This is a genomic window from Alteromonas sp. ABH2_165, assembly GCF_056159945.1.
Genome location: NZ_JBSWWF010000004.1, coordinates 42,137 through 67,048 on the forward strand (window position 1 = coordinate 42,137; position 24,912 = coordinate 67,048).

Annotated in this window: 22 protein-coding genes; 14 read left to right on the forward strand and 8 right to left on the reverse strand. The window is 46.7% G+C overall.

Annotated elements, in window-relative coordinates:
• Window position 1: 1 nt before the first annotated feature.
• The gene (gene cyoA / locus ACXAFQ_RS09225) at window positions 2–940 is read right to left on the reverse strand and encodes a ubiquinol oxidase subunit II (RefSeq protein ID WP_070126363.1); all 939 of its coding nucleotides are present in this window, start codon (window positions 938–940) and stop codon (window positions 2–4) included.
• 183 nt (window positions 941–1,123) lie between these two features.
• Entirely contained in the window at window positions 1,124–1,534 is a 411-nt protein-coding gene (locus ACXAFQ_RS09230; RefSeq protein ID WP_474820493.1) for a hypothetical protein, read from the reverse strand.
• 737 nt (window positions 1,535–2,271) lie between these two features.
• Here ACXAFQ_RS09230 and asd point away from each other — a divergent pair.
• Window positions 2,272–3,393 (forward strand): aspartate-semialdehyde dehydrogenase, encoded by a 1,122-nt coding sequence (gene asd / locus ACXAFQ_RS09235; RefSeq protein WP_474820496.1) that lies wholly within the window; start codon window positions 2,272–2,274, stop codon window positions 3,391–3,393.
• 65 nt (window positions 3,394–3,458) lie between these two features.
• On the opposite strand, the gene ACXAFQ_RS09240 is transcribed toward asd, so the two are convergent.
• A complete protein-coding gene (locus ACXAFQ_RS09240) occupies window positions 3,459–3,701 on the reverse strand; it encodes a TIGR03643 family protein (RefSeq protein WP_474820500.1) in 243 nt (80 codons plus the stop codon).
• A gap of 185 nt (window positions 3,702–3,886) precedes the next feature.
• On the opposite strand from ACXAFQ_RS09240, the gene ACXAFQ_RS09245 reads away from it, so the two are divergent.
• From ACXAFQ_RS09245 to ACXAFQ_RS09255, 3 genes are all read left to right on the forward strand, one after another.
• The gene (locus ACXAFQ_RS09245) at window positions 3,887–4,927 is read left to right on the forward strand and encodes a PLP-dependent cysteine synthase family protein (RefSeq protein ID WP_474820503.1); all 1,041 of its coding nucleotides are present in this window, start codon (window positions 3,887–3,889) and stop codon (window positions 4,925–4,927) included.
• 65 nt (window positions 4,928–4,992) lie between these two features.
• Window positions 4,993–6,219, forward strand: a complete 1,227-nt coding sequence (locus ACXAFQ_RS09250; RefSeq protein WP_474820507.1) for a hypothetical protein — start codon at window positions 4,993–4,995, stop codon at window positions 6,217–6,219.
• Window positions 6,219–6,632 carry a hypothetical protein gene (locus ACXAFQ_RS09255; RefSeq protein ID WP_474820511.1) on the forward strand — a complete coding sequence of 138 codons (414 nt, stop codon included), beginning with the start codon at window positions 6,219–6,221 and terminating at the stop codon, window positions 6,630–6,632. The genes ACXAFQ_RS09250 and ACXAFQ_RS09255 overlap by 1 nt, the downstream gene beginning before the upstream one ends.
• 36 nt (window positions 6,633–6,668) lie before the next feature.
• Here the strand turns inward: ACXAFQ_RS09255 and ACXAFQ_RS09260 are convergent, their stop codons facing one another.
• Window positions 6,669–8,750 (reverse strand): EAL domain-containing protein, encoded by a 2,082-nt coding sequence (locus ACXAFQ_RS09260; protein WP_474820515.1) that lies wholly within the window; start codon window positions 8,748–8,750, stop codon window positions 6,669–6,671.
• Between the two features lie 399 nt (window positions 8,751–9,149).
• Between ACXAFQ_RS09260 and cspE the strand changes: the two genes are divergently transcribed.
• From cspE to dld, 3 genes are all read left to right on the forward strand, one after another.
• On the forward strand, window positions 9,150–9,359 hold the full coding sequence (gene cspE / locus ACXAFQ_RS09265; RefSeq protein WP_474820519.1) for a transcription antiterminator/RNA stability regulator CspE: 210 nt from the start codon (window positions 9,150–9,152) through the stop codon (window positions 9,357–9,359).
• Window positions 9,360–9,456: 97 nt separating this feature from the next.
• The gene (locus tag ACXAFQ_RS09270) at window positions 9,457–10,767 is read left to right on the forward strand and encodes a DEAD/DEAH box helicase (protein ID WP_474820522.1); all 1,311 of its coding nucleotides are present in this window, start codon (window positions 9,457–9,459) and stop codon (window positions 10,765–10,767) included.
• 56 nt (window positions 10,768–10,823) lie between these two features.
• Window positions 10,824–12,557 carry a D-lactate dehydrogenase gene (gene dld / locus ACXAFQ_RS09275; RefSeq protein WP_474820525.1) on the forward strand — a complete coding sequence of 578 codons (1,734 nt, stop codon included), beginning with the start codon at window positions 10,824–10,826 and terminating at the stop codon, window positions 12,555–12,557.
• Between the two features lie 479 nt (window positions 12,558–13,036).
• Here dld and ACXAFQ_RS09280 read toward each other — a convergent pair whose 3' ends face one another.
• Entirely contained in the window at window positions 13,037–13,450 is a 414-nt protein-coding gene (locus tag ACXAFQ_RS09280; RefSeq protein ID WP_474820527.1) for a Dabb family protein, read from the reverse strand.
• Window positions 13,451–13,695: 245 nt separating this feature from the next.
• On the opposite strand from ACXAFQ_RS09280, the gene ACXAFQ_RS09285 reads away from it, so the two are divergent.
• Entirely contained in the window at window positions 13,696–15,015 is a 1,320-nt protein-coding gene (locus tag ACXAFQ_RS09285; protein ID WP_474820531.1) for a mechanosensitive ion channel family protein, read from the forward strand.
• A gap of 54 nt (window positions 15,016–15,069) precedes the next feature.
• Here the strand turns inward: ACXAFQ_RS09285 and ACXAFQ_RS09290 are convergent, their stop codons facing one another.
• The 3 genes from ACXAFQ_RS09290 to ACXAFQ_RS09300 all read right to left on the reverse strand — a co-directional run bounded on the left by ACXAFQ_RS09290 (window position 15,070) and on the right by ACXAFQ_RS09300 (window position 18,508).
• Entirely contained in the window at window positions 15,070–15,372 is a 303-nt protein-coding gene (locus tag ACXAFQ_RS09290; RefSeq protein WP_474820535.1) for a helix-turn-helix domain-containing protein, read from the reverse strand.
• A gap of 377 nt (window positions 15,373–15,749) precedes the next feature.
• Entirely contained in the window at window positions 15,750–17,261 is a 1,512-nt protein-coding gene (locus ACXAFQ_RS09295) for an acetyl-CoA hydrolase/transferase family protein (protein WP_474820538.1), read from the reverse strand.
• Between the two features lie 242 nt (window positions 17,262–17,503).
• Window positions 17,504–18,508, reverse strand: coding sequence for an alpha/beta fold hydrolase (locus ACXAFQ_RS09300; protein WP_474820541.1), 1,005 nt, complete (start codon window positions 18,506–18,508; stop codon window positions 17,504–17,506).
• 197 nt (window positions 18,509–18,705) lie between these two features.
• On the opposite strand from ACXAFQ_RS09300, the gene ACXAFQ_RS09305 reads away from it, so the two are divergent.
• The 6 genes from ACXAFQ_RS09305 to ACXAFQ_RS09330 all read left to right on the forward strand — a co-directional run bounded on the left by ACXAFQ_RS09305 (window position 18,706) and on the right by ACXAFQ_RS09330 (window position 24,857).
• Complete coding sequence (locus ACXAFQ_RS09305) at window positions 18,706–19,356, forward strand: SDR family oxidoreductase (RefSeq protein WP_474820545.1); 651 nt, start codon at window positions 18,706–18,708, stop codon at window positions 19,354–19,356.
• A 162-nt stretch (window positions 19,357–19,518) separates the two neighbouring features.
• Window positions 19,519–21,111: a DUF4331 domain-containing protein gene (locus ACXAFQ_RS09310; RefSeq protein ID WP_474820549.1), complete on the forward strand. Its 1,593-nt coding sequence runs from the start codon at window positions 19,519–19,521 to the stop codon at window positions 21,109–21,111.
• Window positions 21,112–21,117: 6 nt separating this feature from the next.
• Window positions 21,118–21,606, forward strand: a complete 489-nt coding sequence (locus ACXAFQ_RS09315) for an Ig-like domain-containing protein (protein WP_474820554.1) — start codon at window positions 21,118–21,120, stop codon at window positions 21,604–21,606.
• A 48-nt stretch (window positions 21,607–21,654) separates the two neighbouring features.
• Window positions 21,655–22,746, forward strand: a complete 1,092-nt coding sequence (locus ACXAFQ_RS09320; protein ID WP_474820558.1) for a tetratricopeptide repeat protein — start codon at window positions 21,655–21,657, stop codon at window positions 22,744–22,746.
• Between the two features lie 17 nt (window positions 22,747–22,763).
• Window positions 22,764–23,891, forward strand: coding sequence for a HupE/UreJ family protein (locus tag ACXAFQ_RS09325; protein ID WP_474820563.1), 1,128 nt, complete (start codon window positions 22,764–22,766; stop codon window positions 23,889–23,891).
• 258 nt (window positions 23,892–24,149) lie between these two features.
• Window positions 24,150–24,857, forward strand: coding sequence for a GNAT family N-acetyltransferase (locus ACXAFQ_RS09330; RefSeq protein ID WP_474820566.1), 708 nt, complete (start codon window positions 24,150–24,152; stop codon window positions 24,855–24,857).
• The last annotated feature ends 55 nt before the right edge of the window (window positions 24,858–24,912 follow it).

A 24,912-nucleotide genomic window follows, 5' to 3' on the forward strand; every position in this document is an offset into this window, starting at 1 on the left:
CTTACTCTTCAACCCCCATGTGATGGCCTTTGTGCTGCATCGCTTCGGCTTTTACGCCTGTAGCAGCATTAGCTGGCTTACCATAGAAATCCATAGAGCCATGATCTTTCATGTACTTCATGATGATTTCGTGGAACAGACCGTCGCTGACCGTGCTGTAATAAGTGACAGGGTGGTTTTCACTATCTTCAGCTAATTGCGTAAAGTTCTCAGAAGTCAGTGAACCGCCTTCTGATTTCACTTTCTGAACCCAGGCATCAAAGTCAGCTTCAGTTGGCGTTGCAATGGTGTCGAACTTCATACCAGTGAAACCTGCACCGCTGTAGTTTGCAGAAATACCTTTATAGGTACCCGGCTCATCAGCAATCAGGTGTAACTGAGTTTCCATGCCCGCCATTGAGTAGATTTGGCTACCCAACTGAGGAATGAAGAACGAGTTCATTGTGCCTTCAGAAGTGATTTTGAATGAAACTGGCTTGTTAGCCGGAATCACCAATTCGTTTACCGTTGCAATGCCTTGCTCAGGATAAATGAACAGCCATTTCCAGTTGAGTGAAACCACTTCAACGGTCATGTGCTCGCCTTTATCTTCAAGCGGAGCGTATGGGTCTAAGGCGTGGGTTGATTGCCACGTGATAATACCCAAAGCAATGATGATCAGAATTGGAATAGACCAAACAGTGGCTTCAATCTTGGTAGAGTGAGCCCATTTTGGTGTGTAGACTTCAAAATCGCGGCTTGCGCGGTATTTCCAGGCGAAATACAGCGTGAGTACAATTACCGGAATAACAACGATAAGCATGAGAATCGTACACAGAATAATCAGGTTCTTTTCTTCAATACCTACCTGTCCTTTCGGATCAAGTACGCCACCGCTACAACCGGCCAGTAACAGCACGATTGTGGCAAGAGCTAGTTTAGAAAGGTTACGAATAGACAAAAGCATTTTCCTATAACCCGGGTTCAACGTTATTGCCGCTGTGAGGCGACACGCGTAATTTTCCGATAGTGACTATCGAAGTTTTTCGAACAAGCGAACGCGACAGGAATCAACAATTGTAGTGACACGTGGCGCGCCGTTGATTACAGAGGTACCCGCAGGCACGTCTGTAATCACCAGAAATCACTTGTCAGAAGGTGGTGCTCGACTGCCGAACTGTTGTACAAACGGCTGTCGATAGTCGTCATTGACGACGTTTAGCATTTGTCGGGACGTCACGATGCTCGCGCGGGTGAATACCCCGGGACGAACAGGAATGCCCAACAAACAAATAAGCAGGATTGCTGAAAAGAAGAACAACGACAGCGCTTCGTCCATCATTGCAAAGGAATGGGGTTCAACAACTAGATTATCGTGCAAGGCACCGACGAACTCTGATGAGTCAGCCATGATGCCGCTAATAATAAGTGTAACGTTGAAAAGGAGAACCAGCGTCGCCAACCATAACACCACGCCAACACATTTCGTGCTGTCGATTGCCGTACGGTTTACGAAAACCGCCAAGGCGTTTGTGGTGAAAGTAGAGGTGGCCATACTGTTAAATGTGTCCTCGTTTGGTCCGACGTAGTGTCGACAGAAAAATTCCATCGCACATAAAATTAGGTCTTCGGGCGTAGGAGAGTAGAGAAAAAATCGGTGCGACTCAAGAGGGGTAAAATGAAGATTCAGTAACGAAATAGTGTGCAGGTAGCTAGTGCATAAAACCCATTAACATTTTGTTTTCAAAAGTGACAATTTTGATCTGTATCAAAAAGTGTCAATGTGGATGATTTTTGACCATTGCTTCAACTAAAGTCCCATTGTACCGTAGCAAAAGCTAACCAAATTGCGAAAACCCTTCCCCTTATAATCCTCACTTTTGTTAAGGGATTTACAACTGTGAAACAAAAGTTAAATGGTCTAAATAATCAGATAATCTTCTGAACCCTTCCAAATGAAACTCTCAAAACTGTTCAAAAAACACTCACTAGTAAAGGTTTTGTGTTTGTTCTACGCTTTCTCCCATCGTTTTGATCGAAGACCTTCTTCGCTTAGCGGTTATGTAATCCTCCGGAATTGGTGTCTAATTGCCATCTAAGTACTGCCGCAACCCCTCGTTCAACTGAATCTGTGAGCCAGGTAATAAAAAGCTTCTGGCAAAGCGTAGACTTTCTTTATAGACTGCGGCCTTTACAACAGGTTTCCGATGAATGTAGCAAACGCATAAAGAGCCCATAAAGAGGTTTTGCTACAGGACAGGCATCGGAGAGGAAATTTAAAAGGGTTCGAGAATGTCTCAAAACAAAGTTGGTTTAGTTGGCTGGCGCGGTATGGTCGGCTCGGTGTTAATGCAACGAATGCAGGAAGAAAACGATTTCTCATTCATTGAGCCAACCTTTTTCACGACCTCTCAAAAGGGTCTGCCAGCGCCGGATTTTGCCGGTAAAGATTGCGGTGTGTTGGAAGATGCTTCCGATATTGAAGCGTTGGCGGCGCAAGACATTATCATTACCTGTCAGGGTGGCGACTACACCAAAGACGTTTACCCGAAACTGCGCGAAGCAGGCTGGCAAGGATACTGGATTGATGCGGCGTCTGCGCTGCGCATGAAAGATGACGCCGTTATCGTACTGGACCCGGTAAACCGCGGTGAAATCGATAAAGGCCTGGAAAATGGTGTTAAAACCTATGTGGGTGGTAACTGTACCGTTTCTTTGATGCTGATGGCGCTTGGTGGTCTGTTTGAAGCCGATTTGGTTGAATGGGCAACGCCAATGACCTATCAGGCGGCGTCTGGTTCTGGTGCCAAGCACATGCGCGAGCTGTTAAGTCAGATGGGCGCCGTGCATGGCAATGTAAAAGAGCTGGTGGAAGATCCGTCATCAGCGATCCTGGACATTGATCGCAAGGTTGCTGAATTTATCCGTTCTGACGACAACCCGACCGAACAGTTTGGTGTGCCGCTGGCAGGCAGCCTTATTCCGTACATCGATACGCAGTTGCCTTCTGGTCAGAGTCGTGAAGAGTGGAAAGCGCAGGCGGAAGCCAACAAGATCCTTGGCACTGAAGCGTCGCCTGTGCCGGTAGATGGTTTATGTGTTCGCGTTGGCGCCATGCGCTGTCACAGTCAGGCAATTACCCTGAAGCTTAAAAAGGACATCAGCGTTGAAGAAATCGAAGCGCTGCTGGCTAAGCACAACGACTGGGTAAAAGTGATCCCGGACGATCGCGATATCACCATGCAGGAACTGACACCAGCCAAAGTAACCGGCACATTGTCTATTCCGGTTGGTCGTATTCGTAAACTGACCATGGGGCCAGAATACATTTCAGCGTTCACTGTGGGCGATCAACTGTTATGGGGCGCAGCTGAACCCTTGCGTCGTATGCTGCGTATTCTGCTTGGCAAATAAACGCGGATGTAAATAAACGAAAGGCGATGAGGTTTCATCGCCTTTTTTGTTTGTATTGGCAAAACTCAGCGTTTGTATTGGGTAGGGCAATACGCTCGGGTAATGCCCGGTGGGCGAATTTTCAGATGTTTGGTTTGTCTTCCACTCATTCGCTTACGCCACATTCTGAACGACGATGACTTCATTTCTTTGCGCATCAGCTTAACCACCGCTGATTCATTCAGGCCGTACAATCGCTCAATAGCCTCAAATGGAGTGCGGTCCTCCCACGCCATTTCAATGATTCTGGATATGTCTGATTCTGTCATCACATTTTTCCGCGCCGAAAAAACAAAAGCATAATAAAAGCCGTTGCTGATTTCTGCAGCACTGAGCAAGGTTTAATAAAATTTAAGCTTTAACGAGACAGCACGGAATGAATATGGGGTAGAGTGCGGGCATTCCAACAAGGATGGCTTTATACTGCCGCCAGAATGATCAAAGGGAAGTTACTATGAGAGCCTGGGTTGCCGACGCCATCCAAAAAATTAATGCTGATTTTCAGCGTTCTGCAGACACACATCTAATTAAACTGCATGGCCTGAAATTAAACGGCATCGATATTTATCTGAAAGACGAAAGTACGCACCCTACAGGTAGTCTGAAGCACAGATTGGCGCGCTCTCTATTTTTGTACGCGCTCTGCAACGGCAAAATTAATCAGGGCTCCACTATTGTTGAAGCCTCATCGGGGAGTACCGCTGTTTCCGAAGCGTATTTTGCCCGCATGCTGGGTATTCCTTTTATTGCCGTTATGCCGAAATCTACTGCACAGAGTAAAATTAACCTGATCACCCGTTTTGGGGGACGTTGCCATTTTGTTGATTGTCCTACTCAGATGCATGACGAGGCTCAGCGGTTAGCCGATGAATGCAACGGCTATTTTATGGATCAGTTCATGTTCGCAGAGCGGGCTACCGACTGGCGGGGCAATAACAACATTGCGGAAAGCATCTTTGGACAAATGTCTGCCGAGCCTCACCCAGAACCGCACACCGTGGTGATGAGCGCCGGAACGGGCGGGACGTCCGCCACAATAGGTCGGTTTATTCGTTACCGCGGTTTGAACACCCGACTTGTGGTAGTCGATCCCGAGCATTCCGTTTTTTATGACAGTTATCGCACCGGCGATAGAACGTTGACCAGCGACCGTGGTAGTAAAATTGAGGGAATTGGCAGACCTAAAGTGGAAGCCTCGTTCCAGCCCGATGTGATTGACGACATGATAAAAGTGGATGACAGAGCGAGTATTGCCACCATGAGATGGCTGGCAAACATTGCGGGCATAAATGCCGGCGCCTCCACAGGCACCAATTTATGGGGCGCGTTACACGTTGCCGCTGAAATGGAAAAGAAAAATGAAAAAGGCGCTATTGTTACGCTCATGTGTGACAGTGGAGAGCGCTACATCGATACTTACCACAATGCCGAGTGGGTTAAACAAACCTTCGGCGATATCACTGAATTTGAACAGCAATTAGCAAAATTTGCTTGAGCCGACTGGCAAAATCTACACTTTAGGCAATACTCTTTTTCATAAGTGGTTATTAGAATAATTGAATGAACAGAGAGTTAAGCAAAGTGCGAAGGGCGATTTTTTTCGTCAGCATGGCAATAACAACCATGCTGACGCCATGCGAGAGCATGGCAAGTGAAGATTCCTCCATTGAGTTTTCTGGCTTTGCCCGGGTCGTTGCCGGTTACCTCGATACTGATCAAGCCTACTTTGAAGGCTATGAAGATGAGCTCACTTTTACTGAAAAATCCCTGGTCGGGTTTCAGGCAGATTACAGTGTCACCGACAAAGTCTCTCTTTCAGGACAATTACTACTCCACTCAAACAGTGATTTCCAATCTGGTCTGGAATGGTTGTATCTGAGTTATGAACCGACACCCGACTGGCAATTGAAGTTAGGACGTCTGCGTACGCCTTACCTTAAGTATTCTGACGTTTTCGATGTGGGTTATGCTTATCCCTGGATTTCAGCACCCAGACAACTCTACGGCAGCTATCTTTTTTTTCCTCGCTATGAGGGTGTCAATCTACGTTACCGCTTCAGCATTAAAGACGTTTATATCGATGTAGAAGGATATTATGGTGAATTTACCGACGATATTATTGTTAATGGTGAGAGCTTCCATGTAAATGCCAAAGATATGTACGGTGGTATTATTGAAGCCAATTACAATGGCTGGCAGTTCCGTGTCGCAACTTTTGACGTCGCTTCTGTAAAGGCCGGCGCAACTGGGCTGGGGGATTTAAGAGATGGCCTGCAACTAGCTGGTTTTCCCGCATTGGCAGAGTATTTCAGTATCAACGGAAGTACTGATGCCATTTTGTATGGAGTAACTTACGATAGCCTTGACTGGTTTACCACGGCTGAATACGTCGATGTGGAATCCGATATTCCCATTCTGGCGGGAATTCAAAATTACTATGTCACCGTCGGAAAATACTTCGGTGACTATCAGTTACTAGTGACATACGCAAAAGCTGATCAAACTCTCACTGAACTTGATAATACGATTCCTGGCGGCGTTGACCCATTTCTCGATTTGCTTTCTTTGGGGGTCGATCAAGCGGCCGCTCGTTTTCCCACTGATGTACTGGATTCTGTAACGGTAACCGGCCGCTGGGATTTTAGCCCAGGAGTGGCTTTTAAAGCGGAAGTCTCTTTTCTCAACGGCGAGTCAGATAAAACATCTCTGTTTCAGTTAAAGTCAGGTTCCGAAGATTTCGACAGAAAAGCCGTGCTTTATCAGATTGGTGTGGAGTATGTATTCTGATGAAGCTGATTAATTTCTCATTACTTCTTTCTATGTTGATTGCTTCGTCACCTTTAGCCGCATCGGAAGAAATCGTTGTGGTTGCAAATCTGTCGGTCCCCGCGAAAATGGAAAAGCACGAAATCCGTAATTTATTTATGGGTGGAGCGTCGTCGGAATTTGAACCGGTCACACTTAAACCTGGGTCTCACGAGCGTCTCATTTTTAATGCAAGGGTCGTCGGCTTAACAGAATCCCGTATTCAGTCTTACTGGGCACAAATGCGTTTTAGTGGAAGAAATAAAGCACCTGTACAGGTTTCTACTATTGAAGCTATGAAGCAATTTTTGCTCGAGAATGAGGGGAGTGTAGGTTATTTACCTGCCGATGCTAAAGTACCTGAAAATCTAACTGTGCTTTATACATCGGGTTAAACTTTCGTGAGAGTGAGCGATATCCGAGTTTCAGAACTAGGTCGAAGTGAGTTCGGGCAATAGATTAATATCTGCCGCAAGCGTACTGATTGGTTCCGGTTTTCCATAATAATAGCCTTGTAAGGTTTGGCATCCGTGCTCAATAAGGAAGGAGGCCTGCTCAAGTGTTTCCACGCCTTCAGCGCAAACCGTCAGCTTAAGGTGTCGTGCCATTTCAAGAATAGTCACAGTAATGAGTTCTGAACGCTGAGAAACCCCTATCTGACTAACAAATTGGCGGTCTATTTTAAGGGTGTCGATATTAAACTCGGTGAGGTAGCTTAAGGATGAATAACCTGTACCAAAATCATCCAGTGCGATTTTGCATCCGTACGTCCGTAAATCTTCGAAGAACTTATTACCAGCCTGAAAGCTTTTAAGGTAAGCCGACTCGGTAATTTCAAACTCAATGGCACTAGCGCGCTTACCTAACAGCTTGATTTTCTCCAGAACAAACCCGGTGACAGAGTCATCTTTTAAGTCATTGGCAGACAAGTTGAGCGATATTGATGTGGACTCACCATATTGCCCAAGAATTTGATCGATATCGTTGCAGACTTGCTGCACAACCCACTGTGTGATGGCCGATACCTTGTTGCTTTGTTCGGCGATGGGAATGAACTCTGCCGGTGATACAATACCGAGGTGTGCGTTGTACCAGCGAATTAGTGCTTCGAAAGCGACGATATGACCGGACTGATTCACTTTAGGTTGGTACACCAGATAAAATTCATCGTTTTCCAGCGCGCTAATAATGCTGGTGGAAATGCGGATTATTCGATGGTTGTCGTCCTGCATCATGCGGGTGAACAGCGTGAATTGTCCGCGTCCATTTCTCTTTGAGTGATACATGGCAATGTCTGCATTACTCATCAATGTGGTGAGGTTATATTCACAGTCTTTCGCCAACGCCACTCCAATACTCGCCCCGGTTTCGAGCCGCCACTGATCAACAAACTGCTCTTCATTAATAACTGATACTAATCGATTCGCCACCTCTTCAACTTGTTCAAATGTGGTTTCCGAAGACAGAATAATCACGAATTCATCGCCACCTAAGCGGCCAACAATATCGTCCGTGCGTAGGTTTTCACTAACCAAGTCGGCAATTTTACACAGGAGTTTATCGCCAACATCGTGACCGAATGAATCATTAACCATCTTGAAGCCGTCGAGGTCGAGGAACAAAAGGGCAACATTACTGTTTTCCCGCTTGGCCCGTGATAATTCGATGCTCAGGCACTTCATCAGGAACTGACGGTTTGGCAAACCGGTGAGCGTATCGAAATTCGCTAGCTTCTCCATTTGTTCTTGTTGCCGGGTTAGCAGTTTGTTTTTCTGTCGATTCAGTTCGGCTTGCTTATTGATGTCTGACATCATGCTATTGAAACCGTGAGTTAAGGCCTTAATCTCCGTTTTGCCCTCAACATTGACTTCCACCGCGTAGTCCTTGGTTTCTTCTATGCGTCGCATCTCATCTATTAGTTCAAAAAGCGGAAGCAGGCTACGCCGTTGCAATTCAATCACACAAAACACGGCGGCAAGCAAAATGAAAATCACGAACGGCACAATGGACGAAATAAAGCGTTGCTGACTCGCTTTTAGTGACTGCTCTATCAAATAGGAGATGACAAGCTTGCCCTGGGGAAGGGCAGGGTCGCCGATTATTCTTACCACTCTAATATGGCTTTCTTCTACAAAAAGGCCGTGCTGCAAAGAAAACAGTTGTCTATCAAAGGCCGGGCCACTTTCGGACTGTTGCACCGTATGTTCATCCGACGCACTGCCAACATAAGCGGTGAGTAATTCGCCTTGCTGCGAAAAGACCTTGGCAAACTCCACGTTGTCGTATTCGTCTAGTTTCAGAAGAATGCTCAGTAAAGAAAATGTGTCCTCAGAACTCGACATAAACGGCAATAAATCGTTAGCAAGGTTTTCAGAAAGGGCGTTCAGTTCCTTAGACACAAAATCTTCGTACAACCCTTCGTACACGCGAATGGAGACCCACATAACCAGTGCGCTGATAACAGTAATCGAAATGAGTGTGATGGCCGCAATTTCTGTACGAAGACTCTTCAATTTAACTCCGGAGGTAACGCGTTTTATTTTTTATTTATATTTTTCAGTATAGTCATTTGTGCAGGACTCGCCCGAAAGGGTGACTTTTTAATCGTTAATTTTTTGAGAAACTTAGCCGCGCTAATCCTTACGGATAATTGTTGTATGTCTAACAAACAAAAGCGGCGTTTTTAGCAGAATGATTAAAAAATAAACTGGCTATTCCCGACAACTACTGCTAACATCTTTTCTGCCTTTCGAAGGTTCTATTCAATTTGTAATGCTATATCTTTAAGTTCTTTGTAAGTCTTCCAAGCATCACTTCCAGAAATCTACAGATCTACGCTTGTTCCAAACCTGATAGCCCTTCTGTGCATCATGGGTTTTTTACCCACAATTTTTAAATTTCTGGAGTATTTTATGTCTACAGCAACTGGTACTGTAAAGTGGTTTGACGAAGCTAAAGGTTTTGGTTTTATTTCTCAGGCTGACGGCGGCAAAGATGTATTCGTACACTTCCGTGCGATCAAATCTGACGGTTTCCGTACTCTGACTGAAGGTCAGTCTGTACAGTTCAGCATTGAACAAGGCAACAAAGGTCCGCAAGCTGCTGACGTTGTTGTACTTTAATTAAGTCACCACTTAATTAAAATTACGGGAGCTCTTATGAGCTCCCGTTTTTCTTCCGTAATACCCTTCTTCTCTATCTATTTTCTCTGAGGTTTACATGCAGTTTTCCCAACTGGGTTTAAGCGCGCCGTTACTTAAAGCGGTCACCGCTCTCGGTTATACAACTCCGTCTCCCATTCAGGAGCAGGCGATTCCGGTTATTTTGTCTGGTAAAGATGTGCTGGCGGCCGCTCAGACCGGTACTGGTAAAACCGCAGGCTTTGCCCTGCCCATTATGGAAAAACTGGCAGCAAGTAATAAGCCTCGTGGAAACAGCGTACGCGCACTTATTCTAACGCCCACCCGTGAACTGGCGGCGCAGGTTGAAGACAATATTCGTGACTTTAATCAGTTTCTGAATCTGAAAACCACCGTGGTATTTGGTGGTGTAGGAATTAACCCGCAAATGAAACGACTGCGTGGTGGTAGCGACATCCTGGTGGCCACACCGGGCCGTTTGCTCGACCTGTATCAGCAGAACGCAGTAAAATTTGACCAGCTCGAAGTACTGGTACTGGATGAAGCCGATCGTATGCTCGACATGGGCTTTATTCACGACATTAAACGTGTGCTGAAACTGCTGCCGCAGAAACGTCAGAATCTGATGTTCTCTGCTACGTTTAACCCAACAGTTACCGCACTGGCAGAATCTATTACGCAGTCGCCGGTTAAGATATCGGTGACGCCGCCGAACACGACGGTGGAAGAAGTACAGCAGCGAATCGTGAATGTGGACAAAACCCAGAAAGTGGGTGCGCTTACTGCACTAATAAAACGTAATGCATGGTCGCAGACGCTGGTTTTCTCCCGTACGAAACATGGTGCAAACCGTATTGCCGACAAGCTCACTCGCGCCGGTATACCCAGTGCAGCGATTCATGGCAATAAAAGTCAGGGCGCGCGTACTCGGGCGTTATCTGAATTTAAAGACGGTACGGTAAAAGCTCTGATTGCCACCGATATTGCCGCTCGCGGTATCGATATCGCCCAACTTCCGGTGGTGGTAAATTTGGATTTACCGAACACCGCTGCCGATTATGTTCACCGTATTGGCCGTACAGGGCGCGCCGGTGCAAGCGGTCAGGCATGGTCACTGGTCAGCGCTGATGAGCTGCAGGAGCTGAAAGACGTGGAAACACTCATTCAACAGCTACTGCCAAGAGAAACCCTGGAGGGGTTTGAGCCGTCAGCTAAATTGGCTGAAACCCAGCTTTCTGCGCCGAAAAAACCTAAAAAGCCAAAGAAACCGAAACAACCTGGGTTAAAGAAAGAGGGCGGTGAAAAGCGCGCTGACAATGCTAGACCAGCACGTCGCAAACCTGCTCGCAGACGCCCGCAGCGTGCGGCTACTGGTTCGCACGCCAACTAAATTAGTGTATAGTGCTTGGCCTGAAATTTAGTCAGTAACACTTTCCAGAGATCTCTATGAGCGGACAAATCGATACCCAGTCTTTGATTACCTCTATGGGCGATGTCGTCGGACAAAGCTATCTGCTAACCGATACCGAGAAAAAACAACCTTACACCAAAGGATTCCGGTTTGGCTCAGGCGAAGCACTCGCCGTAGTGCGACCTGCAACCTTGGTTGAAATCTGGAAAGTACTGAAGCTTTGTGTTGAAGCCGATGTTGCGGTTATCATGCAAGCTGCAAACACCGGTCTTACCGGTGGATCTACGCCAGACGGCAAAGACTACGACAGGCCGCTAGTGATCATCAGCACCATGCGTATCGACCAAATTCAGCTTATCGACGAAGGTAAGCAGATTGTTGGTCTGGCGGGCAGCACGCTGTTTGGTCTGGAAGAAAAATTGGCCCCCTATGGTCGTGAACCCCATTCGGTGATTGGTTCATCCTGTATCGGTGCATCCATCGTGGGTGGTATTTGTAATAACTCTGGTGGCGCGCTGGTAAAACGTGGTCCGGCATACACTGAATTGTCGTTGTTCGCGCAAATCGATGAGAGCGGCAATCTGTCACTGGTGAATAACCTCGGCATTGAGCTGGGCGATTCGCCGGAGGAAATACTCGCTAATCTAGAACAGCAAAATTATGCTGCAGAAAGCGTGCAGTTCCCAGAACTGCGAGCATCAGACAACGAATATGATGAGCGTGTACGGGATGTAGATTCTGACACACCGTCACGGTTCAATAACGATGGTCGCCGCCTGCACGAAGCCTCAGGCTGTGCCGGAAAGCTGGCTGTATTCGCTGTGCGCCTGGACACGTTTCCTATTCCTGATAAAAAGCAGGTGTTCTACGTAGGGTCGAATGATTCTGCGATGTTCACTAAAATCCGCCGCGATATTCTGTCTACGTTTAAGAATCTGCCAGATTCCGGCGAATATCTGCACCGCGACTGTTATGACGTATCCCGTAAATACGGCAAAGACATGTTTATTGTGATCAATAAACTAGGCGCGAAGTTTATTCCTAAACTGTTTGCGTTCAAGCGTAAGTTCGACGCATTTACCGACAAGTTTGGCTTTTTGCCGAATAAAATGTCTGATCGCGTGATGCAATACATGAGCTATCTATTTCCTGGGCATCTGCCGGCGCGCATGGAAGTGTACCGCGATAAATATCAGCATCACTGGATTCTGGAAATGAGTAACGACGGGGTAGACGAAGCCCGCGCGTATCTCACCGAGTTCTTTAAAACCAACGAAGGCAGCTTCTTCGAATGTACCGAAGATGAAGCCGACAAAGCGATTCTTCACCGCTTCGTGGCGGGGGGCGCTATTGGCCGTTATCACATCATGAACAGTAAGGATGTGGGCGCCATGATGACCATCGATGTGGCGTTACGTCGTAACGATCCGGACTGGTTTGAAGTGTTGCCGAAAGAGATTGATGAGCAGATCGACACCAAACTCTACTATGGTCACCTGTTTTGTCACGTCATGCACCAGAACTACGTGTTGAAAAAAGGGGTAGACGCGAAGAAGCTGAAAAACCAGATCCTCGATACCTTCGATGCTCGCAACGCCGAATATCCTGCTGAGCACAACGTGGGTCACGAGTATTTCGCGAAAGACGCATTGAAGTCGTTCTATCGTTCACTGGATCCGACGAATAGCTTCAACCCGGGCATTGGTAAAACTACCAAGTTGAAAAACTGGGTTGAGCATAGCGATGGTTGCTGTGGCGGGCATGATTAATTGTCCTAATGGCTCTACTGAGTAGAAAATCCAACGGATCTTGGACATGCAGACAAACTGATAGTGGCGTGGCATGCACACAGAGGTAGAATTTAACCATGATCTATATTAATACCTCTCCGTACATATATTTTTTGATAGTTGTAGATATTTTTGTTATCTCTCTCAGTTTATATTTTTCAAAAAATAGAATGGCTGATTTATTACTCGTTTTTCTACTGTCAACAATCTCTAATTTCTTCTTTCCACCTTTGGGTTGGTATTACTGTTGGCATTTGTATAAAAAGAGTAAAGATAGACAATGACAAACGTCTTAGATGCAAGCATTGACGAATCCAATCACCTAACTTTGATGCGATATCTAGCAAACTAAAAACTTGAGTGTTTATATTCAAAACAAGGTAAAACTAGTTTAAAGAAACAAAAGGCGAACTATCTAGTTCGCCTTTTTTGTCTGCCTATCTGGCCGCTAAGCGGGGTTAAACCATCAGCGAATCATGCACCACCACTTTCTCCCATAGCCCGGAACACTCTTCAACAAACTTCAAATGTAATGGATGGGTTTGGTAGGCGTCTTGATCTTCAGTGCTGTTGAACATCATCAGTTCAGATACATGGAAACTGTTGTCGATGACATCACGCACCATGGTGGATGCGGGTACGCCAACGAACAGTTTCTGCACTTGAGGAATGCCTTCCAGTGTTTTTAACCCCGCAATAAGCTTGTCTCGATCGCTTTGAGATTCAGGATTGGCAAGCCAGAAGTAAACCATATGATGCACTTTCGGCGTATTGTGACCGCCTGGTGAGGCACTGGCTGAGGCGGGTAACGCAGCAGTAACCGCCAGGGCACCGCCCGTTGTCATTAATTTTCGGCGTGTAATATCGGTCATCATTGTTCCTTATTATTGGCTCCTGGCGTTTAAAGGTACTCTGCGATACGGGCTTAAACGCCTAAAATTTCACCTAGCCTGCTTTTTTCGCTACATTTCGCAATACTAACGAGGCAAACTGGTGATTCATCGACATAAATGGTCGTAGGGATAAAATTTTATTATCGTAAAAACAAAGATAAAGCTTTACGACAAATATAAATGCAGTTAAAAAGCCGCGTAAAGAAAAACCATATGGTGCTTTAATGGAAAACCTTGTTTCATCGATTCAAAACTATTATCAGCAGGCGCTGGAGCAAATACTCAGCCCCACGTTTCTGTATCAGGTAGGTGCACTGCTAATCATTTATCTGGTTGGCTGGTTGGCATCACGGAAAGTGCGGGACTTGTTTCCCATGACCCGGAACGAACCTCAATCCGGGGCGCACTCCCTACAAACGTTTGTATACCGGCTGGGGGGAACGCTATTTCCTGTTTTCACCATTACCTTGCTGAAGCTAACGAGTGTGCTGGGTAAACAATATCAGCTTGATGCCTGGTTGCTTGAAATCGCCATGATCATCGCGGTGATGCTGTTCTTAAACTCGGTTATCAGTAACTTTGTGGTTAACAAGGGAATTGCGGCTTTCCTGCGCTGGATTGGCCTGCCTATCGTTTTTCTGCATCTCATTGATGTACTGCCGAAGGTCATTGGCGCACTGGAAACTGTTTCGTTTTCAGTGGGCAACGTTGATATTTCAGCGTATGGCATTCTTCGCGTTCTGGTGTTTGGTATTTTGCTGTTCTGGCTTGGCCGCGCTTCCAACAATATGGGTAAAGACATTATCCGTAATCAGAAGAAGCTGGATGTTTCTACCAAAGAGGTATTTGCCAAGCTTTTCGAAGTGGCGCTGTTCTGCGTTATCTTCCTGCTGTTACTGAATATCATGGGTATTAACCTTACAGCACTGGCGGTATTTGGTGGTGCTGTGGGTGTGGGTCTTGGTCTTGGCTTACAGTCCATCGCGTCGAACTTTATCTCGGGTATCATCATTCTGCTTGATCGCTCACTGACGGTGGGTGATTACGTGGAATTAGACGATGGCAGTAAAGGTTTCGTTCGTGAATTCAAAATGCGCTATGCCGTGCTTGAAACCTATGACGGCAAAGACATTCTGGTTCCGAACGAAAAGTTCATTAATTCGCTATTGGTTAACTGGACCCACAAAGACTCTAAGCAGCGTTATCGTATTGATTTCTCAGTGGCCTACAGAACGGATATTCGCTCAATGGTGGAAATCATTAAAGATGCGGTATCTGAACATCCTCAGGTGATCAGCGGTGATGACGTCGCGGTGGAATATCGCCCCGACTGTGAAATTGACAGCTTCGGAGACTCCGGCGTAAACATGTTCGTCGAGTTCTGGATGGAAGGTGTTGATGATGGTCAAAACCGGGTAGGCGGCGACTTACTGCTGATGGTATTCGAAACCCTGCGTGAACACGATATTGAAATTCCGTTCCCGCAACGGGAAGTACGAGTAATCAACGAAGATGCAATTAAACTGAGTAACACTACGCCGTAGTGATTCAGTGAACTGGTAAAGGGCCTGTGAGTTTCACAGGCCCTTTTTTTACCTTCATGCAATGACTTCTAGTCCTTTTTTCTCCGCAATGGAGAGCATTTTTAAGGCAGGCCCCCTCGGGGTACTATCCCCTTGTTCCCATTTTTTGACTAATTTGTCACTAACATTAAAGTACTGCGCAAATACAGGCTGAGATAGATTGTACTTCAAGCGCAGATTTCTAACTTGCTCCGGTGTAAACGCTTGGACGCTTGTTAAGCATAAAGCGTCGAATTTGCGCATGGTGGTTTTATCTATTACACCAGATTTGCGTAGACCCTTAGCGGTTTTATGCACGGACTTAAGAATTTCACTCATAATCACCTCTCACGATAAATAGTTCACTATCTTCAATCAGCGTATCAATTTCAGCCTGAGTAAAATCTAGAAAAGTCATTGCTAATTCTTTCAGAGCCAACTTTTCAGTGGCGCTTGTTTTATACGATAAAGTGTACTCCAGCGGGGTATAGTTTCAAGGTTTTATATTACAGGGTGAATAGACATCTTTGATGCGCTAATTTCTTAACTGAACTCAAATGAATGCCTAACTCTGCACAAAAGAGAAAGTACTTAGGGGAAAATATTGGCAGCATGCCGAAGGAAGCGAAACTGGACTGAGTAACGGAAGTATTTTAGAAGCAAAAAAGCCTGTAACTAGTACAGGCTTCCTCTATAAAAACATAGTTATTTAGCAGCTACATCTTCCCGTAGCGTTCAAAGTTCTCATGCCAGCTCAGCGCTTCGCCCAGAATATGCGGAGTGTGCATGCCGCGGCCGGTTGCGCAGGCGCGCTCGAAGTAATCATGCAGGCGATCTCTGAAGTCAGGGTGTGCACATTTGTCGATAATGAGTTTGGCACGTTGACGAGGCGACAGGCCACGTAGGTCTGCCAGGCCCTGTTCGGTCACAATCACTTTGGTGTCGTGTTCGGTGTGGTCGACGTGTGAAACCATAGGCACAATCGACGAAATAGCCCCGTTTTTAGCAATGGAAGGCGTCACAAAAATCGACAAATAGCCGTTACGGGCAAAGTCACCAGAACCGCCAATACCGTTCATCATTCGCGTACCCATTACATGAGTGGAATTCACGTTGCCGTAGATGTCCGCCTCAAGCAGACCATTCATGGCAATTACGCCAAGACGACGGGCCACTTCCGGGTGATTACTGATATCCTGTTGACGCAGAATGATTCTCTCACGATAGAAGTCAATATTGTCGTTCAGTTCTTCCAGTGCCACGGGGCTCAATGAGAAGGCCGTTGCAGACGCTGAAGACAGGGTGCCCGACTTCAACATTTTCAGCATGCCGTCCTGAATCACTTCAGTGTAAGCGGTGAGGTTTTTGTAGCCACCGGTATCCAAACCTTCCAATACGGCGTTCGGAATGTTCCCCACGCCGGATTGCAGCGGCAATAGTTCTTTCGGTAAGCGGCCTTTGTTAATTTCGAACTGGAAAAAATCCAGAATATGGTCGGCAATTTGTCGTGATGTTGCATCAGGTGGCGTAAAAGGGCTGTTTCTGTCTGGTGCATCTGTTTCAACAACGGCGAGAATTTTTTCTGGCGGAATACGAAAATAACTGTCGCCAATTCTATCGTCGGTTTTGGTCATCATAATTGGTTTACGGTGGGGCGGTAGTGCGGTGCCGTAATAAATATCGTGCATGCCTTCCAGTTTCAGGTTCTGACCCTTGTTCACTTCAAGAATGATTTTATCAGCCTGTTCAATCCAGGTTTTATTGTTGCCAATGGATGAAGACGGCACCAGTCGGCCATTTTCGTGAATTGCCGTCACTTCAATAACGGCAATATTCAGTTTACCCAAAAAGCCTGACCACGCGTATTGCGACACTTCAGACAGGTGAATGTCGATGTAATGCATCTGACCATTATTGATTTGCTTACGGCAGGTAGGATCAGACTGGAATGGCAGGCGCATATTAATACCCTGGGCTTCAGCGAGTACACCATCTAATTCTGGTGCAGTCGATGCGCCGGTCCAGAGATTAATCTGAAAAGGCCTTCCGGCTTTGTGTTCAGTTCCGGCACGATTTGCCAGCGCGCGGGGTAGAGATTTAGGGTATCCAGCGCCAGTAAAACCACTCATACCGACTGTGTCGCCGTCGTTAATAAATGCCGCAGCCTGTTCAGCGGTCATTATTTTGCTTTTCAATTGCGGACACAAAACCCTGGATTCAGAAAACATGTTCACTCCGATCGTGTTTATAGGGATAAAAAAGTCTATTCGAAGATGTGTGAGAAAACGGAATACAACGAATGAGAACGATATGTCGATAAAGCTTAATATCGATGTAAACTTTACACCGATATTTCGTTAACGGAATAAGACCTCAGTGGTATGTAGAGGATATTTCGCCGCTGATAATCGCTAATTCGCCGTAGTTTGACGATCTTGTGAAGTTTTGGTGAAGTCTTAATTAAGCGCCCCTATAGAGCGGGCGCTAATTCAACTGCTTTCAAAAAAGGGACTTTAAAAGTCGCAAAGTCTTCAATCTGTGGCAGGTGGCCCAACCCCTCTAGTTCAACAATAAAAAGCGTACTGTTTCGTTGTTTCACTTCGGCACCCAACTTGTCATAGCGACCGAGTTCGCGGGTAACCGTTTCACGTTTGCTTGCTCGCCCTGGCGCAGTACGATCCCGGGTACCGAGGATCAACGTAGAGGGGACTTTCAAATATTGAAAATCCTCTATTACGGGTTGGGTAAGAATCATGTCGTAGGTCAGTGCTGCCACTTTCGCTAACTGTGGCCAATCGTCTCCCTTTATCCACCCCTGCAAAAAAGCCGCGTGGCTAGCGTAGTCGTCGTTCCACTTGCCATCGTAATAGTTCTTTTGCTGATAGGTCACGATGTTCTCTGGTTTTTTATTCAACTCTCGTTGAAACGCCGATTCGATATCAGGGTAGCTTTCATAAAGCAGATAATTCTCCAGGCCAATGGAATTCACCAGAACCAGTTTGGCGGTGTGTTCGGGAAACAACAGCGCAAAACGGGTAGCCAGCATACCGCCCATGGAATGGCCCACTATCACACTCTGATCAATATCTAACTTTTCCAGCAGCCCGCGAGTATTGTTGGCCAGCGCAGCAAAGCTATATTGATAGTCAGTGGGTTTAGACGACTTCCCGAAGCCGATCTGATCTGGGATCAGCACGCCGTAGCCGTTGTCCTGCAGAAACTCAGCCGTTTGCTGCCAGTATGCACCATTAAAATTCTTACCATGAAGCAAGGTGACAACAGGCTTATTTTCTTCCGGCGGCAAATACATATAGGCCATGTCTAACGCTTTGCCTTGAGAGTTAAAGTGGTAAGTGTCGACAGCGAAAGGATAATTCAAATTAGACAAGCGCTTGTCCATCGGGGGAATGGTGGCAGCAATTGAATGAAAAGCGCTAAGCCAAAATAGAAGGGCTAGGGAAAACACACGAAACATAAATAGACTCCGAGACACAAATGAACTCATTTTTATACCGTACTCACCTAGAGTTGTTCACTTTATCGATAGATCGTCGTTTTCGGTCGTCGCATCGCAAAGGTTGATCTCAAGACCACTCGGTAAGTAACAAAGAGGTACTTATTTCATTTCGCTGCCTTTCAGGGCGGCAAAGGTCACATCATAGGAGTATGAAAATGGCGAATGTATTTGTTGTTGGCGCTGCGGGCAATGTGGGTACCCGTCTTGTTTCAAAACTGGTTAAAGGGAGTCATCACGTTGTTGCTATGCACAGAAAAGAGCAGCAACAGCAGGATCTGGAAGGGCGGGGTGCGCGCACGTGCTTATTGAGTATCACAGAAACCGATGTACCCACCCTGGCTTCGGCCATCAAAGGTTGTGATACCGTTGTGTTCACCGCGGGTGCGGGCGGCGCCAGTGAAGAGCTTACGAATAAGGTAGATGGCGAGGGCCTGGAAAAAACCGTAGATGCCGCTATTGCCGCTGGGGCTAAGCGGTTTGTGTTGGTTTCTGCTTTTCCTGATGCGGGTCGTGGCAAAAAGATTTCAGACACCTTTGAAAACTATATGCGGGTAAAACGTCTGTCGGATGCGTACCTTGCAGAAAGTGCGCTGGACTGGGTCATTCTCCGTCCAGGCACGTTGACCATCGAAGAAGGCACCGGGAAAGTAAACGCCGGGTACGCAATTAAATATGGCGATGTTTCTCGTGACAATGTTGCCGATACCATTCGGGCCATTATCGATAACAAAGCACTGACGCACAAAATTATCGAACTCACTGATGGTGATGTGCCGGTGGACGAAGCTATTACAAAATTTGTTTAGATAACAGTAAGAAGCCATTGCTGAGTGGATTTCTACTGGCGAGATAGGTCTTTTGTTACATACTTTTTAAGATTTTTTTTTAAATTATTTTAAAAATATTGCATCTAGTTAGCCATCTTCCCCGTATGGCTAGTTGTACATTCACTAAAAAAAGGTATGTCTATGTCCCCGTTCAAACCGCTCAGCCTCGCTGTCTCAGCTGCATTACTTGCAGGTGTTTCTACTTCTGCATTGGCGTCTAGCCACCGTGAAGCACCTGCAATTACGCGTGCTCCAACGGTCGATGCAACCGATTTTTATATGTTTAACAGCTATGAAACCGGTCGCGAAGGTTATGTAACCTTAATAGCTAACTATATTCCGTTGCAGGACGCTTACGGGGGCCCGAATTATTTCGCTATGGATCCCGATGCCGTTTATGCCATCCATATCGATAATGATGGCGACGCCATGGAAGATATCACTTTTGCATTCCAGTTCAGCGCCATGCTGGCGGCTGAAAACGAAGGTGTAGCTTTACCGGTGGGTCCAGAAGGCGACCAGAAAATGATAAAGGTGCCATTGAAAAATGTAGGGCCGGTTAGTGCTGACGACCAAAGCAATGCCAACTTTTCTGAAAGTTACACCATGACGTGGGTTAGCGGTAATGCGCGTACTGGCGAACGTACCATGCTAATGCCGTCCGAAGGTGACATGTTCTCGAAGCCGCTGGATTACATTGGTGATAAAACCTTTACCAGTTCCACAGAGTACGAACGCTATGCAGGGCAGTTTGTATATAGTTTTTCTGTGCCCGGCTGCGACAATAACGGCAAGGTTTTTGTCGGACAACGCAAAGACCCCTTCGTCGTAAATCTGGGGGATACTTTTGACTTGGTTAATTATGTGCCCGTTGAAGGTGATAGCGCACCAGGAGCCGGTGACGGTGATGGTTTTCCGGGAGGCATAACGCAGAGTGCCGATAATGACGATTTAGCTGACAAAAACGTCACTTCCATTGCCGTTGAAATTCCGGCTGCATGTATCACCGGTGACGGTAACGGCACCGTTGGTGCCTGGACAACCGCCAGTTTGCCACAAGCCAGAATTCTAAACCCCAATGCTACCTTCGATAAACCCGCCGTGGCTAGCGGCGCGATGACACAAGTTTCTCGTCTGGGCAGCCCATTGGTCAATGAGTTGGTAATTGGTCTTGCCGACAAAGATAAGTTTAACTCGTCGCATCCATCTGAGGATGGTCAGTTTGCCGACTACGTTACCCATCCCGTGCTGCCTGAACTGCTGAATATTCTGTTTCGTGATGCCGTAAATACAACGCTTGGCACGTCTATCGAAACATTGGCACCCACTAATTTTCCACGTAATGATTTGGTCACCGCGTTTCTTACCGGCTTCCCAGGTGTTAATCAGCAGGCTTCAGTAACTGCATCAGAAATGCTGCGTTTGAACACCGCCATTGCCGCGACACCAGCAGGTGAGCAGTCTGCGTTTGGCGTAGCTGGCGATGATCTGGCGGGTTTCCCAAATGGACGCCGCCCTGGTGATGACGTGGTAGATATCGCTCTTCGCGTGGTGATGGGTGCTTTATGCTATCCGATCCCGGTAAACGGTGAGCCAACGGATTTAGGGCTGTGTGCAGAAGAAGATGCCAGCGTGGGTAACGTGCCGTTTACCGATGGTGCGCCGGTAGACGCATCGATGATGAATAGCAGCTTCCCGTATCTTGCCACGCCTATTTCTGGCTCAGCAGAATAAGGAGCCATGATGAAACATTTATACTTACTCGCAGCCGCGAGCCTGGTGCTTACCGGCTGTGGCAGTGACGATGACGATGAGGTCGTCAATTACGCGCCAGAAGTCGTTTCTGACAACTTCACCACTACAGTGGATACCCCTTTTTCCGACATGCTGACAGCAACTGACGAAAATGGCGACACACTGACGTTCGCGCTCGCTGACGCGCCCTCGAACGGTACGGTTGAAGTTGCCAGCGACGGCAGTTTTACATTCACTCCTGCGAGTGAATTCACCGGCGAAGACATGTTTACTTTCACGGTAACAGATGGTGAAAGTGACCCTGTGAGTGGCACTATTGGCATTACGGTTGAAGCCGAGCAGGTGGAAAGCGCAGCGTACATTCGTGCCGCTTTTAATCAATCTGCAACGGACATGCCTTTGCCTGTTAATGGCAGAGAGTTCTCTGATGATGATGATCCAACAGCCTACGATGATTTGCTGAACGATTATTAATACCACAGTACATTTGGCCAGGGATGGCTTTCTAACAGGGAACTAGCCATGAGAATAGCGAAAGACGTTACAACGCTGCTTACCGGCATAATATGTGCGGGTGCTGTCACTTTGCTCATTACCGTGTTGGTGACACTTGGGACGAGTGTCAATAATCATGCAGAAGCTGCAGTTTACTATCCGGACAACAACACGATTATCGCGAGTTGGGAACGGCCCTCTGATGCATTACCCGATGTGCAGACATTGCAGCAGGAGTTGGAGCAAGCCCGTACGTTAAATGGCTCGGAAAAAGTGCTACGCAAACTCTATAGACAAACTCTACGCGGGTTGAATGCACAACTTACTAATCCCGAATGGCATATTTTTCATGCCAGATTATTGCAACAACAACATCAGTTTGACGAGGCTGCTGAAGTGCTCGACAACACGATCAGACAGCACGGGGCATCAGCTTCTGCCCTCATGTTACTTGCTACAGTGGAAGTGAATCGGGGAAGCCCTGAGCAGGCACGCAAGGCCTGTCAAAAGTTGGCTGGCATCGGCGAGCCCACATTCGCTGCCATTTGTTTGCTGGATATCGATGCTCAGCAGCAGCCAGACGAAGCAGACTATCAAAAATTACAGCAACTACGTAAGTTCTCAGGTCTCGAACGCGCTCCTGCTATCGATAGCTGGGCAGGAGAAATTCTAGCGGCGATGGCATTGGCACTGAATAAACCTGAAGAGGCAGAAGACTATCTCAGTAATATCGATTTGTCGGCTGCGCCGATTAGCCGTGTTGCCCTTTGGGCCGACATTCAGCTTGAATTGGAACGCTCCAGCGCTGTTATTGATAAACTTACACCGCTGATCAAGGCACCTTCTAATGTGGATGATGCCATACTTGTCAGACTCGCTCAGGCGGAAGCTACGTTAGCAGCCAACGACTTCTGGCAACAAATTATGAAGCAACGCGTTACAATGCGGGAATGGCGTGGTGATAATGTGCACGCAGCCCAGTTGGCGCGGTATTACCTCGATGTAAATGCTGACCCGGTGAAGGCAATGCACTTTGCAAAGCTCAATTGGGAGCACGGCAAAACTTGGGACGATAAAATGTTATTGCAACGAGCCAATGCGTTGGAATTAAGGCAGTAAATACAATGGAGTACCCTATGCGCTGGGTGTATTACGCAAAGCTTTCAATAGTACTCATGGTGCTTCAGCTCAGTTTTTTTGTCGCCAGTAAAGGTTTTGCGCACGAGCTGAGTAATGGCTATTTGACCCTGTCTGGTGAAGACACGCGTCAGCTTGAGGGAAGGTTGTCGTTAATGCCTTATGACCTTGAGATTGAGGTGAAGCTCGACGAGAATTTCGACGGCGATCTTACCTGGCAAGAGGTGAAGGCAGCACAGCCCGGATTACATGATTATGCCGCCTCAGTGCTACGCTTTACTCAGCAGGACACGCTATGTCGCCCAGTCTTTAAAGATGTTGCCATGGAGAGCATATCTGGCATCGATCTGATAGCGATTCCATTTACGCTTACTTGTCCTACAGACTCCGCTATAGTTGTTAGTTACCAGGGTGTATTTGACATGGAAGCGAGTCATAAAACCCTGCTAACGGCGACAATTGGTGGTGCCAGTCTTACCGATGTATTCACTGATTCACATAGAGAAAGTGCGTTGGCGACCGACTCAGGTACTACCGCCTGGCAGACAATAACGACCTTTGTTTATCAGGGCATCATTCATATCTGGATTGGTATAGATCACATTCTGTTTTTACTGGCCATGCTGCTCACTGTTAATTTGGTGAGAAAAGACAATCGTTGGCAGGGTGAGGAACGTACTGGCACTATTCTCAAATCTACATTGTGGCTGGTGACGGCTTTTACCGTGGCACATTCAGTCACACTTACCACTACGGCACTAGGTTGGTATCAACCCTCTAGTCGCTGGGTTGAATTCGGTATTGCCATCTCAGTTATGCTCACGGCGCTAAACAATATTTGGCCGGTAATTCACCGTTTGGTGTTTATCACTTTTGCGTTTGGTTTACTGCATGGAATGGGCTTTGCCAGCGTTTTCGGAGAGCTGCAAGCGAATGCTGCCAGTCCGCTTTTGGCCATAGCATCGTTTAATATCGGTGTGGAAATTGGACAGTTAGTCGTGGTGCTATTGTTACTACCGGTGCTGTTAGCGCTTCGGCATGTACGTGCTTATGTTTCGGTAATAATGCCATTGGCGTCGTCGGTCATTGCGCTTATCGCGCTGAATTGGGCTATTCAGCGCTTTTAGTTAGATTTGGTTTGTGATGTCTGATGCAGTATCTTGCTCGGATTAGTGTTTTTCTGCTCTAGGGCCAGCCGTATTCAACACGATTGATGAGATGTGGAATATAGATATTGTCTAAATACCACTCCAGCCGAGTGCCCATTCAAATATACTCTTTTAAAAAACGGCTAAAAAAGCCCCAAATACTACAAATGAAGGGTATTGCTATATTTTCGGTGGCAACGTATTTTGGGTTCAAACTTGCCACATACTGAATAGACCATGAAACTCAATGAATTTGGACAACCGGTTGGAGAAACGTTACCAGAATGGCAGCCAGTTGAACCGCCTACAGTATCGTGTATTGAAGGAAAATACTGCCGATTAGAGCGACTCGACGCTCATCGTCACGCAGAGAGCCTTTACCAAGCTTTTCAGCAAAGTGAAGATGAGCGGAATTGGACCTATTTACCTTACGGCCCTTTTACTTCATTAAAAGACTACCGGGACTTCCTGATTGGAATGGCGAATAAAAGCGATCCATACCAGTTTGCCGTTATCGACAACGCGACTGGAAATGCTCTGGGCACGGTTGCACTCATGAGAATTGATGTTACGAATGGGGTAATTGAAGTGGGTCATCTGGTTTATTCATCCTTGATGCAACGCACTGCAATGTCGACAGAAGTCATGTCGCTTTTACTTGAATATGTTTTTTCCACGCTAGGTTATCGAAGGTTGGAATGGAAATGTGATTTACTTAATGCGCCATCCAGAGCGGCGGCAGTGCGGTTTGGCTTTACCTTTGAAGGTATTTTTCGGCAAATGCTGGTAACACAAGGGCGAAACCGCGACACCGCGTGGTACGCCATTTTGGATAACGAGTACTCAAGACTGCGTGGGGGCTATCAGGCATGGCTTGCGTCTGATAATTTTGATGCCGCAGGAATGCAGAAGCAGAGGCTGACTGATTTTTTTGATGTTGAGTAAGGCGGACTGATTTATTCAGCGTTATAAAATCGGTATTTAACCCACTTTAAACATC